The following is a 16,526-nucleotide window of genomic DNA, read 5'->3' as shown; positions in this document are numbered from 1 at the left end:
GGAACGGCTTGTCGATGGCACGCTCAGGCTCGGGGATGTAGGCATCCAGAGTTTCGACCAGCTTGCGCACGGCCGACACACCCATTTCGTTGTCATCCTGACCGTTCAGCGCCATGAGCGCGGAGCCGATGATGATCGGAGTGTCATCGCCCGGGAAGTCATAGGTCGACAGCAGGTCGCGAACTTCCATCTCGACCAATTCCAGCAACTCGGCGTCGTCAACCATGTCGGCCTTATTCAGGAACACGACGATGTAGGGAACACCAACCTGACGGGACAGCAGGATATGCTCACGAGTCTGCGGCATGGGGCCGTCAGCAGCGGAGCAAACCAGGATAGCGCCGTCCATCTGCGCGGCTCCGGTGATCATGTTCTTCACATAGTCAGCGTGGCCCGGGCAGTCAACGTGAGCGTAGTGACGGATCGAGGAATCATATTCAACGTGGGAGGTGTTGATGGTGATACCACGAGCCTTCTCTTCCGGCGCATTGTCGATCTGCGAGAAGTCACGCGCCGAACCACCCCAAGTCTCAGCACAGACCTTGGTCAGCGCTGCAGTCAGGGTAGTCTTGCCATGGTCGACGTGACCAATGGTGCCGACGTTCAGGTGCGGTTTGTTACGTTCGAATTTTTCTTTAGCCACGACAGTAAACCTCTTACTTAAAGGGCTGAATCAACCTTGTTTTTTAACCAGTGCTTCGACGATATTCGACGGAGCCTCGGAGTACTTGGAGAATTCCATGGAGTAGCTTGCACGACCCTGGGACATAGACCGAACGTCAGTCGCATAACCGAACATTTCACCCAGCGGAACCTCGGCACGGATTACCTTACCAGTAACCGTATCTTCCATTCCCTGAATCAGGCCGCGACGACGATTGAGATCACCCATCACGTCACCCATGTAGTCCTCAGGGGTTACCACTTCTACCTTCATGATCGGCTCGAGCACCACTCCACCGCCCTTCTGGGCCAGCTGCTTGGTTGCCATAGAAGCCGCCACTTTGAACGCCATCTCGTTGGAGTCGACATCATGGTAGGAACCGTCGAAAACGGTCGCCTTTAGGCCAATGAGCGGATAACCGGCAACAACGCCGTTCTTCATCTGCTCCTCGATACCCTTCTGGATAGCCGGGATGTATTCCTTAGGAACCACACCGCCCACGACCTCGTTCACGAATACCAGTCCTTCCTGACCTTCGTCTGCCGGCGCAAAGCGGATCCAGCAATGACCGAACTGACCACGACCACCGGACTGGCGCACAAACTTGCCTTCGATTTCGCAGTTCTTGGTGATCTTCTCGCGGTAGGAAACCTGCGGCTTACCGATGTTGGCTTCGACGTTGAACTCGCGCTTCATGCGATCAACAAGGATATCCAGGTGCAGCTCACCCATGCCAGAGATGATCGTCTGGCCGGTTTCTTCATCGGTCTTGACACGGAACGACGGGTCTTCCTGAGCGAGCTTGCCCAGTGCGATACCCATCTTCTCCTGGTCAGCCTTGGTTTTCGGCTCTACTGCTACCGAGATAACCGGCTCCGGGAAGTCCATACGCTCAAGAATGATCGGCTTGTCAGCGTTGCATAGGGTGTCACCGGTAGTGACGTCCTTCATGCCGATCAGAGCAGCGATGTCGCCAGCGCGCACTTCTTTGATCTCTTCACGCTGGTTCGCATGCATCTGCACCATACGACCAACGCGCTCTTTCTTGCCCTTGACCGAGTTGATCACCGAGTCGCCCGAGGCTAGGACACCCGAGTAGACACGCACGAAGGTCAAAGTACCAACGAACGGGTCGGTGGCAATCTTGAACGCCAGAGCCGAGAACGGCTCATCATCGTCCGCATGACGCTCATCAAAGTCAGCATCAGCGAGCTCTTCTTTAGGCTTGTCGATGATGTCCGGATGAATACCCTTGATCGCAGGAATCTCGGTCGGAGCAGGCAGGAACTCGATAACGGCGTCGAGAACCAGAGGAACACCCTTGTTCTTGAAGGAAGAACCACAGACAGCCGGAACGATCTCGTTGGCAATGGTGCGCGCGCGCAAACCAGCCTTGATCTCTTCGACGGTCAGCTCTTCGCCTTCCAAGTACTTGTTCATCAGCTCTTCACTGGACTCGGCAGCCGCCTCAACCATGTTGGAGCGCCACTCTTCCGCCAGCTCCAGCATATCGGCAGGAATTTCTTCCTCACGATAGGTGGTGCCTTTATCGTCGTCGTTCCAGTAGATAGCCTTCATCTTGAGCAGGTCGACCTGGCCCTGGAAGCTATCTTCCGAACCAATAGCCAGCTGAATCGGTACTGGAGTGTGACCCAGACGATTCTTGATCTGAGCGACGACGCGCAGGAAGTTTGCACCCGCACGGTCCATCTTGTTCACGTACACAACACGCGGAACGCCGTACTTGTTGGCCTGACGCCATACGGTTTCGGACTGCGGCTCAACACCCGAGGTGCCGCAGAACACCACGACAGCGCCGTCGAGCACACGCAGCGAACGCTCTACTTCGATGGTGAAGTCAACGTGGCCAGGGGTATCGATGACGTTTACGCGATAGTTGTCGTACTGACCGGCTGAGCCCTTCCAGAAAGTGGTAACAGCAGCGGAGGTAATGGTGATACCGCGCTCCTGCTCCTGCACCATCCAGTCAGTAGTAGCCGCACCGTCATGCACCTCACCCATTTTATGGCTGAGACCTGTGTAGAACAGGATCCGCTCAGTCGTCGTGGTCTTGCCCGCATCAACGTGCGCACAAATACCAATGTTACGGTAGCGGTTAATTGCTGTGTTACGAGCCATAAAGCCCTCGCAAGTTGAGTGGTGCCAGAATTAGAAACGGTAGTGCGAGAACGCTTTGTTGGCTTCAGCCATACGGTGCACGTCTTCACGCTTCTTCACAGCAGCTCCCTTGCCTTCAAACGCATCCGACAGTTCGCCGGCCAAACGCAGAGCCATGGACTTCTCACCACGCTTGCGCGCAGCGTCCACCAGCCAGCGCATCGCCAGAGCGTTACGACGGGAAGGACGAACCTCGACCGGAACCTGGTAAGTCGCACCACCTACGCGGCGCGACTTCACTTCGACCAGCGGAGCGATGGCGTCGAGTGCTTTTTCGAAGATTTCCAGGGGATCGGTGTTCTTACGCTCTTTAACCTTTTCCAAGGCACCATAAACGATACGTTCTGCGACGGCTTTTTTGCCGCTCTCCATCACGTGGTTCATGAATTTGGCCAGGATCAGACTTCCGTATTTCGGATCGTCAAGGATCTCGCGCTTGGCTGCTACACGACGTCTTGGCATTGATAAGCCCTCAAACGGTCTTCAGGTTAGCTCGGGACTGTAACGGCGAGGTTACGCCCGACCTTACTCTTATCGACTCAAATAAAATGAAAATACGGTTACTTCGGACGCTTGGTGCCGTACTTGGAACGGCCCTGTTTACGATCCTTGACACCGGAGGTATCCAGCGAACCGCGCACGGTGTGATAGCGCACACCCGGAAGGTCTTTTACACGACCGCCACGGATCAGCACGACACTGTGCTCTTGCAGGTTGTGACCTTCACCACCGATGTAGGAAGCGACTTCAAAACCATTGGTCAGGCGAACACGGCATACTTTACGCAGCGCAGAGTTCGGTTTCTTTGGCGTGGTGGTGTACACACGAGTGCACACGCCACGGCGTTGCGGGCAGTTCTGCAGCGCAGGGACGTCGCTCTTCTCGACGACGCGCTTGCGCGGCTGGCGTACCAGCTGGTTAATCGTTGCCATCTACTAGCTCCACTGTTGTCTTTCGACACAAACGAAAATGGCAGAGCATAAAGCCCCGCCAAATTAGGGGTACAAGAGTCTAAAGAGCTTCCCACACCCCGTCAAGGCGCGCCCCGATTTGCATCGGGACTAACCTCAAGTCAGTTGCCGCTGAAATTCAGCGCTTCGGTCAGCGCCGCTTCCACTTCATCAGCACTCACACGAACCGGCTTTTCAGCATCGCGCTTGCGCTTGCGCTCGCTGTGATACTGCAGGCCGGTACCGGCCGGGATCAGGCGACCCACAACCACGTTCTCCTTCAAACCACGCAGGTAGTCGCGCTTGCCAGTAACCGCCGCTTCCGTCAGCACGCGAGTGGTCTCCTGGAACGACGCCGCGGAGATGAACGACTCGGTTGACAACGACGCCTTGGTGATCCCCAGAAGCACTCGTACGTATTTAGAAACGAACTTGTCCTCCATGGACAGGCGCTCGTTCTCTTCCAGTACCTGAGTCAGCTCCATCTGATCGCCCTTGATGAAGCTGGAGTCACCCGACTCAGCCACTTCAACCTTGCGCAGCATCTGCCTCAGGATGGTCTCGATGTGCTTGTCGTTGATCTTCACGCCCTGCAAGCGGTACACGTCTTGAATCTCGTTGACGATGTACTTGGCCAGCGCACTAACGCCCAGCAGACGCAGGATGTCGTGCGGGTTGCTCGGACCGTCAGAGATCACTTCGCCCTTATTCACCTGCTCGCCTTCGAAGACGTTGAGGTGACGCCACTTTGGAATCAGCTCCTCGTAAGGATCGGTGCCATCGGTTGGCGTGATGACCAAGCGGCGCTTGCCCTTGGTTTCCTTGCCGAACGAAATGGTGCCGCTGATTTCCGCCAGGATCGATGGCTCCTTCGGACGGCGCGCTTCGAATAGGTCGGCAACACGCGGCAGACCACCGGTGATGTCACGGGTCTTAGAGGTCTCCTGCGGGATACGCGCGATAACGTCACCGACGTTGATCTCAGCACCATCCGCCACCCCGACCAGCGCGTTGGCTGGAAGGAAGTACTGGGCTGGCACGTCGGTACCCGGCAGCAACAACTCCTTACCACTGGCGTCGACCATTTTGATAGCCGGACGAATGTCTTTGCCTGAGGCCGGGCGATCCTTCGGATCCATCACCTCGATGTTGGTCAAACCGGTAAGCTCGTCGGTCTGACGCTTGATGGTGATGTTTTCTTCCATTCCGACGAAGGTCACGACACCCTTCATCTCGGTGACGATCGGGTGGGTGTGCGGATCCCATTTTGCGACCACCGCACCGGCATCCACTTTGTCGCCTTCCTTGATGGAAATCACCGCACCGTAAGGCAGCTTGTAGCGCTCGCGCTCGCGCCCATAGTCATCTGCCACAGCCAGCTCACCGGAGCGGGAAACGGCAACCAGAGCGCCATCGGCACGCTCTACGTACTTGAGGTTATGCAGGCGAATGGTACCGCCATTCTTCACCATCACGTTGTCGACAGCCGAGGTCCGGCTCGCCGCACCACCGATGTGGAAGGTACGCATGGTGAGCTGAGTACCCGGCTCACCAATGGATTGCGCCGCGATGACGCCAACGGCTTCACCGATGTTCACCTGATGCCCGCGCGCCAGATCGCGACCGTAGCACTTGGCACAAATGCCGTAACGGGTTTCACAGGAAATCGGCGAGCGCACAATCACTTCGTCGATGCTGTTCAGCTCGATGAAATCGACCCATTGCTCGTCGATCAAGGTGCCCGCCGGCACCAGCACGTCGTCAGTGCCCGGCTTGAGAACATCACGCGCAATCACACGCCCCAGCACACGCTCGCCCAGCGGCTCGACCACGTCGCCGCCTTCGATGTGAGGGGTCATGTGCAGGCCTTGTTCGGTTCCGCAGTCGATCTCGGTCACTACCAGATCCTGCGCCACGTCGACCAGACGACGGGTCAGATAACCGGAGTTCGCGGTTTTCAGAGCGGTATCGGCCAGACCTTTACGAGCACCGTGGGTGGAGATGAAGTACTGGAGTACGTTCAGGCCCTCACGGAAGTTCGCGGTAATCGGCGTCTCGATGATAGAGCCGTCCGGCTTGGCCATCAGGCCACGCATACCGGCCAGCTGGCGGATCTGGGCAGCGGAACCCCGCGCACCCGAGTCGGCCATCATGTACATCGAGTTGAACGAATCCTGCTCGGCTTCGTTGCCGTCACGGTCGATGACCTTCTCTTTCGAGAGGTTGGCCATCATCGCCTTGGAAACTTCGTCGTTGGCCTTGGACCAGAGGTCGATCACCTTGTTGTACTTCTCGCCCTGGGTCACCAGGCCGGACGCGTACTGGCTCTCGATCTCCTTCACTTCCTCGGTTGCCGCGTCGATGATGTGCGCCTTTTCATCGGGGATGACGAAGTCGTTCACGCCGATCGATACACCGGAGATAGTCGAGTAGGCGAAACCGGTGTACATCAGCTGGTCGGCGAAGATGACGGTGTCCTTCAGACCCACCGTGCGATAGCACAGGTTGATCAGCTTGGAGATCGCCTTTTTCTTCATCGGCTGGTTGACCACATCGAACGCCATGCCGGCCGGAACGATCTGGAACAGCAGAGCACGGCCGACGGTGGTGTCGACGATGCGAGTGTTCCGGGTAATGGAGCCGTCACGATCCTTGATGGTCTCGTTGATGCGCACCTTGACCCGCGCGTGCAGAGAAGCCTCACCGGCGCGGAACACGCGGTCGACTTCCTGCAGATCGGCGAACACCCGGCCTTCGCCTTTGGCATTGATGGCTTCGCGGGTCATGTAATACAGACCCAGTACCACGTCCTGCGACGGCACGATGATCGGCTCGCCGTTAGCGGGCGAGAGGATGTTGTTGGTCGACATCATCAGCGCACGCGCTTCGAGCTGGGCTTCCAGCGTCAGCGGGACGTGAACGGCCATCTGGTCACCGTCGAAGTCGGCGTTGTACGCCGCACAGACCAGCGGGTGCAGCTGGATCGCTTTACCTTCGATCAGCACCGGCTCGAACGCCTGGATACCCAGACGGTGCAGGGTCGGCGCACGGTTGAGCAGCACGGGATGTTCGCGGATGACTTCGGCGAGAACGTCCCAAACTTCAGGCAGCTCGCGCTCGACCATCTTCTTGGCGGCCTTGATGGTGGTCGCCATGCCGCGCATTTCCAGCTTGCCGAAAATGAACGGTTTGAACAGCTCGAGGGCCATCTTCTTTGGCAAGCCGCACTGGTGCAGACGCAGGGTCGGGCCGACGGTGATAACCGAACGACCGGAATAGTCCACGCGCTTGCCCAGCAGGTTCTGACGGAAACGACCCTGCTTGCCCTTGATCATGTCGGCCAGGGATTTCAGCGGGCGCTTGTTCGAACCGGTAATGGCACGGCCGCGACGGCCGTTGTCCAGCAGCGCGTCGACCGCTTCCTGCAGCATGCGCTTTTCGTTGCGCACGATGATGTCCGGCGCGGACAGATCGAGCAGGCGCTTGAGGCGGTTGTTACGGTTGATGACGCGGCGATACAGATCATTCAGATCGGAGGTCGCGAAGCGGCCGCCATCCAGAGGAACCAGCGGACGCAGATCCGGCGGCAGCACCGGCAGAACGGTAAGCACCATCCACTCGGGCAGGTTTCCCGAGCCATGGAAGGCTTCCATCAGCTTGAGACGCTTGGATAGCTTCTTGATCTTGGTTTCCGAGTTGGTCTGCGGAATCTCTTCACGCAGGCGACCAATCTCGTGCTCCAGGTCGATTTCGTGCAGCAGCTCGCGCACGGCTTCGGCACCCATGCGGGCGTCGAAGTCGTCACCGAACTCTTCGAGCGCTTCGAAGTACTGCTCGTCGTTCAACAGCTGGCCTTTTTCGAGCGTGGTCATGCCCGGATCGATTACCACGTAGCTCTCGAAATAGAGCACGCGCTCGATATCACGCAGGGTCATGTCCAGCAGCAGACCGATACGGGACGGCAGCGACTTCAGGAACCAGATGTGAGCGACCGGCGAAGCCAGTTCGATGTGCGCCATGCGCTCACGGCGCACCTTGGCAAGCGCAACTTCAACGCCGCACTTCTCGCAGATCACACCGCGGTGCTTGAGGCGCTTGTACTTGCCGCACAGGCACTCGTAGTCCTTGACCGGACCAAAGATCTTGGCGCAGAACAGGCCGTCGCGCTCAGGCTTGAACGTACGGTAGTTGATGGTCTCCGGTTTCTTCACTTCACCGAAGGACCAGGAACGGATCATCTCGGGCGACGCCAACGCGATCTTGATGGCATCGAACTCTTCGATTTGACCCTGGTTTTTCAATAGATTCAGCAGGTCTTTCAAGGCCTTTCCTCCCAGCGGAGCAGGGAGCGAACCAACGTTCACTCCCGATATGCGTCGCGTGTTATTCGGTTTCCAGATCGATGTCGATACCCAACGAACGGATCTCTTTGATCAGTACGTTGAAGGACTCCGGCATACCCGGCTCCATGCGGTGATCGCCGTCCACGATGTTCTTGTACATCTTGGTCCGACCGTTCACGTCGTCCGACTTGACGGTCAGCATTTCCTGCAGGGTGTAGGCCGCGCCGTAGGCTTCCAGCGCCCAGACCTCCATCTCCCCGAAACGCTGACCACCGAACTGTGCCTTACCACCCAGCGGCTGCTGGGTAACCAGGCTGTAGGAACCGGTAGAACGCGCATGCATCTTGTCGTCGACCAGGTGGTTGAGCTTGAGCATGTACATGTAGCCGACGGTAGTGGTGCGCTCGAACTTGTTGCCGGTACGTCCATCGAACAGCTGCATCTGGCCGCTTTCCGGCAGATCGGCCAGTTTCAGCATGGCCTTGATCTCGCGCTCCTTGGCCCCATCGAACACCGGAGTGGCCATAGGCACACCCTTGCGCAGATTGCTGGCCAGGTCGAGCACTTCCTGATCGTTCAGATCGTCCAGGCTTTCCTGACGACCGCCGATCTCGTTGTAGATCTCATGCAGGAACTTGCGCAGCTCGGCAACCTTGCGCTGCTCTTCGAGCATCAGGTTGATCTTCTCGCCCAAGCCCTTGGCCGCGAGGCCCAGGTGGGTTTCAAGGATCTGACCGACGTTCATCCGCGAAGGTACGCCCAGCGGGTTCAGTACGATATCCACCGGTGTACCGTTGGCATCGTGCGGCATGTCTTCCACCGGCATGATCACCGAGACTACACCCTTGTTACCGTGGCGACCCGCCATCTTGTCGCCCGGCTGGATGCGACGTTTGATAGCCAGGTAGACCTTGACGATCTTCAGCACGCCCGGCGCTAGGTCATCGCCCTGCTGCAGCTTGCGCTTCTTGTCTTCGAACTTGTCGTCGAGCAGCACGCGACGGTCGGAAATGTAGGCCTGGGCCTTTTCCAACTGCTCGTTGAGCGCGTCGTCGGCCATGCGCAACTTGAACCACTGACCATGCTCGAGACCGTCAAGGATCTCGTCGGTAATCACGGCGCCCTTCTTCAGGCCTGCGCCACCTTCGGCGGTCGCGCCGACCAGGGCCGAACGCAGACGCTCGAAGGTGGCGCCCTCGACGATGCGGAACTCCTCGTTGAGGTCCTTGCGGATCTCGTCGAGCTGCATCTTCTCGATGGCCAGCGCGCGCGAGTCGCGCTCCACGCCGTCACGGATGAACACCTGCACGTCGATGACAGTGCCCTTCGTGCCGGTTGGCACACGCAGGGAGGTGTCCTTCACGTCGGATGCCTTCTCACCGAAGATCGCACGTAGCAGTTTCTCTTCCGGCGTCAGCTGGGTTTCGCCCTTCGGCGTGACCTTGCCCACCAGAATGTCGCCCGGACCGACTTCGGCACCCACGTATACGATGCCCGCCTCGTCCAGCTTGTTCAGCGCAGCTTCACCCACGTTGGGGATATCCGCAGTGATTTCCTCTGGGCCGAGTTTGGTATCACGCGATACGCAGGTCAGCTCCTGAATGTGAATGGTGGTGAAGCGATCCTCCTGAACCACGCGCTCCGACAGGAGGATGGAGTCCTCGAAGTTGTAGCCGTTCCAGGGCATGAACGCGACGCGCATGTTCTGCCCCAGTGCCAGCTCACCCATATCGGTGGACGGGCCGTCAGCCATGATGTCACCACGCTCGACCACATCACCCTTGCTCACCAGCGGACGCTGGTTGATGCAGGTGTTTTGGTTGGAACGGGTGTATTTGGTCAGGTTGTAGATATCGACACCGGCTTCGCCCGTCTCAACCTCATCATCATGAACGCGCACGACCACGCGACTGGCATCGACCGAATCGATGACACCGCCACGGCGAGCGACCACGCAGACGCCGGAGTCCCGCGCTACGTTGCGCTCCATCCCGGTGCCTACCAGCGGCTTGTCCGAACGCAGAGTCGGCACAGCCTGACGCTGCATGTTGGAGCCCATGAGTGCGCGGTTGGCGTCGTCGTGCTCAAGGAACGGGATCAGCGAGGCTGCGACGGAAACCACCTGCTTCGGCGATACGTCCATCAGCGTCACGTCTTCCGGCGCCTTGACGGTGAATTCGTTCAAGTGGCGCACGGCAACCAGCTCGTCGACCAGCTTGCGGCCTTCCAGCTTGGCGCTGGCCTGGGCAATCACATGGTCAGCCTCTTCGATGGCTGACAGGAATACGATTTCATCTGTGACTTCGCCTTCCTTGACCACACGGTACGGGCTTTCCAGGAAGCCGTACTGGTTGGTGCGCGCATAGGCGGCCAGCGAGTTGATCAGACCGATGTTCGGACCTTCAGGGGTTTCGATCGGGCAGACGCGACCGTAATGGGTCGGGTGTACGTCACGCACTTCGAAGCCGGCACGCTCGCGGGTCAGACCACCTGGGCCGAGTGCGGAGACGCGGCGCTTGTGAGTGATCTCGGACAGCGGGTTGTTCTGGTCCATGAACTGCGACAGCTGGCTGGAACCGAAGAACTCCTTCACCGCCGCCGCAACCGGCTTGGCGTTGATCAGGTCCTGCGGCATCAGGCCTTCGCTTTCAGCCATGGACAGACGTTCCTTGACCGCACGCTCGACGCGCACCAGGCCAACACGAAACTGATTCTCGGCCATTTCGCCGACGCAACGTACGCGGCGGTTACCCAAGTGGTCGATGTCGTCGACGATGCCCTTGCCGTTACGGATATCGACCAGGGTCTTGAGCACGGCAACGATGTCCTCGCGGCTCAGCACGCCGGAACCTTCGATCTCGGCGCGACCGATACGGCGGTTAAACTTCATCCGGCCGACAGCTGACAGATCGTAACGCTCAGAGGCGAAGAACAGGTTGTTGAACAGCGTCTCAGCGGCGTCCTTGGTTGGCGGCTCGCCAGGACGCATCATGCGATAAATTTCGACCAGCGCTTCGAGCTGATTGGTGGTCGAATCGATCTTCAAGGTGTCGGAGATGAACGGACCACAATCGATGTCGTTGGTATATAGGGTCTCGAAGCGGACCACCTGCGCCTTGACGATCTTGGCCAGCACTTCGACGGTCAGCTCGGTGTTGCACTCGGCGATGATCTCGCCAGTCGCCGGATGCACGATCGCCTTGGCCACAGTGCGGCCCAGCACGTAGTCCATCGGCATCTCGAGTTCCTTGATGCCGGACTTGTCGAGCTGATTGATATGGCGAGCAGTGATACGACGACCTTGTTCGACGATGACCTTGCCGCTTCCGTCGGTGATGTCGAACGACGCGATCTCGCCGCGCAGACGCTGCGCGACCAGCTCGAGCGAGAGCAATTCACCCTTCACGTGGAAGACGTTGGTGTCGTAGAAGGCGTCGAGGATTTCTTCGGTGCTGTAGCTCAGCGCGCGCAGCAATACCGAGGCAGGCAACTTGCGGCGGCGGTCGATACGCACGAATACGGCATCCTTCGGATCGAACTCGAAGTCTAGCCAGGAACCGCGATAAGGAATGATGCGCGCGGAATACAGCAGCTTGCCTGAGCTATGAGTCTTGCCACGGTCGTGGTCGAAGAAGACACCCGGCGAGCGGTGCAACTGGGAGACGATGACGCGCTCGGTACCGTTGATGATGAAGGTACCGTTCTCTGTCATCAGGGGGATTTCCCCCATGTAGACTTCCTGTTCTTTGATGTCCTTGATTGCCTTGCTCGACGATTCCTTGTCGAAAATGATCAGGCGCACCTTGACTCGCAGCGGAACCGCAAAGGTCACGCCGCGCAGCACGCACTCCTTGACGTCAAATGCCGGCTCGCCGAGGCGGTAGCCGACGTACTCCAGCGCTGCATTGCCGGAATAGCTGATAATCGGAAAAACGGATTTGAAGGCTGCGTGCAAGCCAATATCGCGGAACTGATCCTTTGTCGCTCCCGCCTGCAGGAATTCGCGATACGAATCCAGCTGGATGGCCAAAAGATACGGCACGTCCATCACGTGCGGTAACTTGCTAAAGTCCTTGCGGATTCGTTTTTTCTCAGTGTATGAGTAAGCCATCAGCGTTCCCCAGCTTGGTCACCTGCTTGTTTGGCTTCTCCCGACGGGAGCAGCCAGAAAATCTTGCGAATCCCATGATTCGCGCCGCCCATCGGAGCGGCTTTTCCAGTCCAGCCGCCCGACAAACATCGCGCAGCTATAACGGAAAAAGGCCGGTGGCAAAAGCCACCAGCCGTCAGCCTTACGCGAGTCGCTTCGGCTGTAGACGCAAGGTCGGCGCTTACTTGAGCTCGACTTTGGCGCCAGCCTCTTCCAGAGCCTTCTTGGCTGCTTCCGCTTCGTCCTTGGAGACGCCTTCCTTGACCACGCCAGGGGCGCCATCAACAACGGCCTTGGCTTCTTTCAGGCCCAGGCCGGTCAGCTCGCGAACGGCCTTGATCACGTTCACTTTCTTGTCGCCAGCTTCAAGCAGCATAACGTTGAACTCGGTCTGCTCTTCAGCAGCAGCAGCGGCCGGGCCAGCTGCAGCAACGGTCGCGGCAGCAGCAGTAACGCCGAACTTTTCTTCCATTGCCTTGATCAGTTCAACAACCTGCATCACGGACATTTCGGAAACGGCGTTGATGATATCTTCGTTGGTCAGAGCCATGACTCTAGTTCCTGTATATAGGTGACGGCCTGCGGCCATCTAATTCAAAAGAGATTGGAAAGAACCACGCACGCCTTAAGCGGCAGCGGCTTCCTTCTGGTCGCGAACGGCCGCCAGAGTACGAGCCAGCTTGCTGGTAGCGCCTTGAATCACGCTCATCAGCTGCGAAATGGCTTCGTCGTAGGTCGGCAGGGTTGCCAGCACGTCGATCTGATTGGCTGCGAGGAACTGACCCTCGAACGCAGCGGCCTTGATCTCGAACTTGTCCTGACCCTTGGCAAATTCCTTAAAGATACGGGCAGCAGCGCCCGGATGCTCATTGGAGAATGCGATAAGGGTCGGGCCTTTGAACACGTCGTTGAGCACGTCGAACTGAGTGCCTTCAACGGCGCGCTTGAGCAGGGTGTTACGTACGACACGTACGTAAACGCCGGCTTCGCGGGCCTCTTTACGGAGTCCGGTCATGGCCCCTACGGTCACGCCACGGGCATCAGCCACGACAGCGGACAGGGCAGCACTGGCAGCCTCGTTGACTTCAGCGACGATGGCCTTCTTGTCTTCGAGTTTGATTGCCACGGGTTTTACTCCTGGATGTTACCGGTTCATCCGGTCGAAACCGGACGGGTTTTGGTGTCTGATTCGGTACGAATCGGGAGCACCTCTGCGTAGGCTTGAAGAAGCGAGCTTCAACGGTTTAAGGCTTGCGCCGCCTACGGTCTTGGATAGCCCCCGCCAGGCAGGGACCCCAATCTTGCACCGCCCCGATTACCGGAGCGGATCGTCTTACGCGTCGAGGGAAGCCTGGTCGATGACCAGTCCCGGACCCATGGTGGTGCTCAGGGTCACGCGCTTGACGTAAATACCTTTTGAAGTGGACGGCTTCAGACGCTTGAGGTCGGACAGCAGCGCCTCAACGTTCTGCTTGAGCTGACCGGCCTCAAAACCAACCTTGCCCACGGAGCTGTGGATGATGCCGTTCTTGTCAGTGCGGAAACGAACCTGACCAGCCTTGGCATTCTTGACTGCGGTCGCAACGTCCGGAGTCACGGTACCGACCTTGGGGTTCGGCATCAGGCCACGCGGACCAAGGATCTGGCCCAGCTGACCGACAACGCGCATCGCGTCCGGGGAAGCGATGACCACGTCATAGTTCAGGTCGCCGCCTTTCATTTCGGCAGCCAGCTCGTCCATGCCAACGCGATCAGCGCCGGCAGCTAGAGCAGCTTCCGCGCCCGGACCTTGGGTGAATACGGCTACGCGAACGGTCTTGCCGGTACCGTTCGGCAGAACGGTTGCACCACGAACGACCTGGTCGGATTTACGCGGATCCACACCCAGGTTGATGGCGATGTCGAAGGATTCGGTGAACTTGACGGCCGACAGTTCGGACAGCAAGGTTGCAGCCTCTTCAAAACCGTACTGCTTGCCCGCTTCGATCTTCTGGGCAATTGTCTTCTGACGCTTGGTCAACTTAGCCATTACACGCCCTCCACGTTCAGGCCCATGCTGCGAGCCGAACCAGCGATGGTCCGTACGGCAGCTTCCATTTCGGCAGCGGTCAGATCAGCCTGCTTGGTCTTGGCGATCTCTTCCAGCTGGGCACGGGTAACAGTGCCGACCTTCTGGGTGTTGGGACGAGCCGAACCGCTGGTGACGCCAGCAGCTTTCTTCAGCAGCACAGCTGCCGGAGTGCTCTTGGTTTCAAACGTGAAGCTGCGATCGCTGTAAACAGTGATAATCACAGGAGTCGGCAGACCAGGCTCTTGGCCTTGGGTGCGGGCGTTGAACGCCTTGCAGAACTCCATGATGTTCACGCCATGCTGACCCAGTGCAGGGCCGACCGGCGGCGACGGGTTGGCCTGACCGGCCTTTACCTGAAGCTTGATATAAGCTTGAATCTTCTTAGCCATAGCTACTCCGTTACGGGTTCAAGCGCCTTTCGGCTCCCCTGTTTACTTGTTTATCCCAGTGACGACAAAACCCCGCAGCGGCTAGCTGCGGGGTGGGGATACTTTCTTCAGTTAGACCTTCTCGACCTGACTGAACTCCAACTCTACCGGCGTAGAGCGACCGAAGATAAGAACAGCCACCTGAATACGGCTCTTCTCGTAGTTGACTTCTTCAACCACACCATTGAAATCTGCGAATGGACCATCCGCGACACGCACAACCTCGCCAGGCTCGAACAAGGTTTTCGGCTTGGGCTTGTCGCTACCGTCAGCAACACGACGCAGAATGGCCTCAGCTTCCTTGTCGGTAATGGGCGCAGGCTTGTCCGCCGTACCACCAATGAAGCCCATCACTCGCGGCGTGTCCTTGACCAGGTGCCACGCACCCTCGGCCATGTCCATCTGCACCAGCACATACCCAGGAAAGAACTTGCGCTCACTTTTGCGCTTCTGCCCGTTACGCATCTCCACGACTTCTTCGGTGGGGACCAGAATCTCGCCGAAATGCTCTTCCATACCGGCAAGCTTGACGCGCTCGATCAGCGAGCGCATGACATGCTTCTCGTAACCCGAGTAAGCATGAACCACATACCAACGCTTAGCCACGGGACACCCTTAACCTACGACCATAGAAACCAGCCAACCGAGCAGGGAATCCAACCCCCACAACAGCAGCGCCATAACCAGCACGACCGCCAAAACAATCAATGTGGTCTGAGTGGTTTCTTGACGGGTCGGCCAAACGACTTTGCGAATCTCGACGCGCGCTTCCTTCAGCAGAACGAAGAAAGCACGACCTTTTGATGTCTGCAGCGCAACCAAAGCAGCGACGACCGCAACGACAAGAAGGGCAATAACCCTATACAGAATCGGCTCCGCAGCGTAGTACTGATTACCCACGACAGCCACGACCACCAAAGCAGCAACAACAAACCACTTCACCAAATCGAAGCGCGTGTCTTTGGCTTCTGCTTTGACATTCATCTGCGAGAACCCTGTAAAAAACTGCCAAATTCGATATTGAAGTTGGCAGGCCAGGAGGGAATCGAACCCCCAACCTGCGGTTTTGGAGACCGCCGCTCTGCCAATTGAGCTACTGGCCTAACAAGAGTCAGGCCGACTATTATGCCGACCCGATTGAAACAGATCAAACGATTATTCGATGATCTTGGCAACCACGCCGGCACCGACGGTACGGCCACCTTCGCGAATCGCGAAGCGCAGGCCGTCTTCCATGGCGATCGGAGCGATCAGGGTGACAACCATCTTGATGTTGTCGCCCGGCATGACCATTTCCACGCCTTCCGGCAGCTCGCAGTTACCGGTCACGTCAGTGGTACGGAAGTAGAACTGCGGACGGTAGCCCTTGAAGAACGGAGTGTGACGCCCACCTTCTTCCTTGCTCAGGACGTAGACTTCGCCTTCGAACTTGGTGTGCGGCTTGATGGTGCCCGGCTTGGCCAAAACCTGACCACGCTCGACGTCATCACGCTTGGTGCCGCGCAGCAGCACGCCAACGTTCTCACCAGCACGACCTTCGTCGAGCAGCTTGCGGAACATTTCAACGCCGGTGCAGGTAGTCTTGGTCGTGGCACGGATACCAACGATCTCGATTTCTTCCTGGACCTTGACGATGCCACGCTCGACACGACCAGTAACAACGGTACCGCGGCCAGAGATCGAGAACACGTCTTCGATCGGCATCAGGAACGGCTTGTCGATGGCACGCTCAGGCTCGGGGA

At 58.1% G+C, this 16,526-nt stretch carries 13 protein-coding genes and 1 tRNA gene; all 14 read right to left on the bottom strand.

Features of this window, described 5'->3' with window-relative positions:
• A partial coding sequence (locus V6943_RS20045; RefSeq protein WP_340555136.1) for a GTP-binding protein occupies window positions 1-643 on the bottom strand: 643 nt, incomplete at its 3' end.
• Between the two features lie 30 nt (window positions 644-673).
• A complete protein-coding gene (gene fusA, locus V6943_RS20040) occupies window positions 674-2,803 on the bottom strand; it encodes an elongation factor G (RefSeq protein ID WP_131651940.1) in 2,130 nt (709 codons plus the stop codon).
• Between the two features lie 30 nt (window positions 2,804-2,833).
• Window positions 2,834-3,304, bottom strand: a complete 471-nt coding sequence (gene rpsG / locus V6943_RS20035) for a 30S ribosomal protein S7 (protein WP_019342051.1) — start codon at window positions 3,302-3,304, stop codon at window positions 2,834-2,836.
• 98 nt (window positions 3,305-3,402) lie between these two features.
• Window positions 3,403-3,774, bottom strand: a complete 372-nt coding sequence (rpsL, locus tag V6943_RS20030) for a 30S ribosomal protein S12 (protein WP_025240342.1) — start codon at window positions 3,772-3,774, stop codon at window positions 3,403-3,405.
• 140 nt (window positions 3,775-3,914) lie between these two features.
• Entirely contained in the window at window positions 3,915-8,114 is a 4,200-nt protein-coding gene (gene rpoC / locus V6943_RS20025; RefSeq protein WP_131651941.1) for a DNA-directed RNA polymerase subunit beta', read from the bottom strand.
• A 61-nt stretch (window positions 8,115-8,175) separates the two neighbouring features.
• Entirely contained in the window at window positions 8,176-12,246 is a 4,071-nt protein-coding gene (gene rpoB, locus V6943_RS20020) for a DNA-directed RNA polymerase subunit beta (protein ID WP_131651942.1), read from the bottom strand.
• Between the two features lie 220 nt (window positions 12,247-12,466).
• Complete coding sequence (rplL, locus tag V6943_RS20015) at window positions 12,467-12,835, bottom strand: 50S ribosomal protein L7/L12 (protein ID WP_131651953.1); 369 nt, start codon at window positions 12,833-12,835, stop codon at window positions 12,467-12,469.
• Between the two features lie 75 nt (window positions 12,836-12,910).
• Window positions 12,911-13,411, bottom strand: a complete 501-nt coding sequence (rplJ, locus tag V6943_RS20010; RefSeq protein ID WP_014854237.1) for a 50S ribosomal protein L10 — start codon at window positions 13,409-13,411, stop codon at window positions 12,911-12,913.
• Window positions 13,412-13,618: 207 nt separating this feature from the next.
• Window positions 13,619-14,314 carry a 50S ribosomal protein L1 gene (rplA, locus tag V6943_RS20005; protein WP_131651943.1) on the bottom strand — a complete coding sequence of 232 codons (696 nt, stop codon included), beginning with the start codon at window positions 14,312-14,314 and terminating at the stop codon, window positions 13,619-13,621.
• Entirely contained in the window at window positions 14,314-14,745 is a 432-nt protein-coding gene (rplK, locus tag V6943_RS20000; protein WP_125840149.1) for a 50S ribosomal protein L11, read from the bottom strand. Before rplK ends, rplA begins: the two co-directional genes overlap by 1 nt.
• Window positions 14,746-14,856: 111 nt before the next feature.
• Window positions 14,857-15,390 (bottom strand): transcription termination/antitermination protein NusG, encoded by a 534-nt coding sequence (gene nusG / locus V6943_RS19995; protein WP_131651944.1) that lies wholly within the window; start codon window positions 15,388-15,390, stop codon window positions 14,857-14,859.
• 9 nt (window positions 15,391-15,399) lie between these two features.
• Window positions 15,400-15,768, bottom strand: coding sequence for a preprotein translocase subunit SecE (secE, locus tag V6943_RS19990; protein WP_131651945.1), 369 nt, complete (start codon window positions 15,766-15,768; stop codon window positions 15,400-15,402).
• A 43-nt stretch (window positions 15,769-15,811) separates the two neighbouring features.
• Window positions 15,812-15,887: transfer RNA gene (locus tag V6943_RS19985), tRNA-Trp, on the bottom strand.
• Between the two features lie 52 nt (window positions 15,888-15,939).
• Window positions 15,940-16,526 (bottom strand): EF-Tu C-terminal domain-related protein (locus V6943_RS19980; protein ID WP_340555114.1); only part of this gene is annotated, 587 nt, incomplete at its 5' end.

Source organism: Pseudomonas sp. CBC3 (assembly GCF_037967085.1).
GTDB lineage: Bacteria > Pseudomonadota > Gammaproteobacteria > Pseudomonadales > Pseudomonadaceae > Stutzerimonas.
This window is presented reverse-complemented; position numbering and strand designations above follow the sequence as displayed.

Coding starts and splice junctions, on each gene's coding strand:
- secE (WP_131651945.1), bottom strand. CDS start 15,768: ATGAATGTCAAAGCAGAAGCCAAAGACACGCGCTTCGATTTGGTGAAG.
- rplL (WP_131651953.1), bottom strand. CDS start 12,835: ATGGCTCTGACCAACGAAGATATCATCAACGCCGTTTCCGAAATGTCC.
- rplA (WP_131651943.1), bottom strand. CDS start 14,314: ATGGCTAAGTTGACCAAGCGTCAGAAGACAATTGCCCAGAAGATCGAA.
- rpsL (WP_025240342.1), bottom strand. CDS start 3,774: ATGGCAACGATTAACCAGCTGGTACGCCAGCCGCGCAAGCGCGTCGTC.
- rplK (WP_125840149.1), bottom strand. CDS start 14,745: ATGGCTAAGAAGATTCAAGCTTATATCAAGCTTCAGGTAAAGGCCGGT.
- fusA (WP_131651940.1), bottom strand. CDS start 2,803: ATGGCTCGTAACACAGCAATTAACCGCTACCGTAACATTGGTATTTGT.
- rpoB (WP_131651942.1), bottom strand. CDS start 12,246: ATGGCTTACTCATACACTGAGAAAAAACGAATCCGCAAGGACTTTAGC.
- rpsG (WP_019342051.1), bottom strand. CDS start 3,304: ATGCCAAGACGTCGTGTAGCAGCCAAGCGCGAGATCCTTGACGATCCG.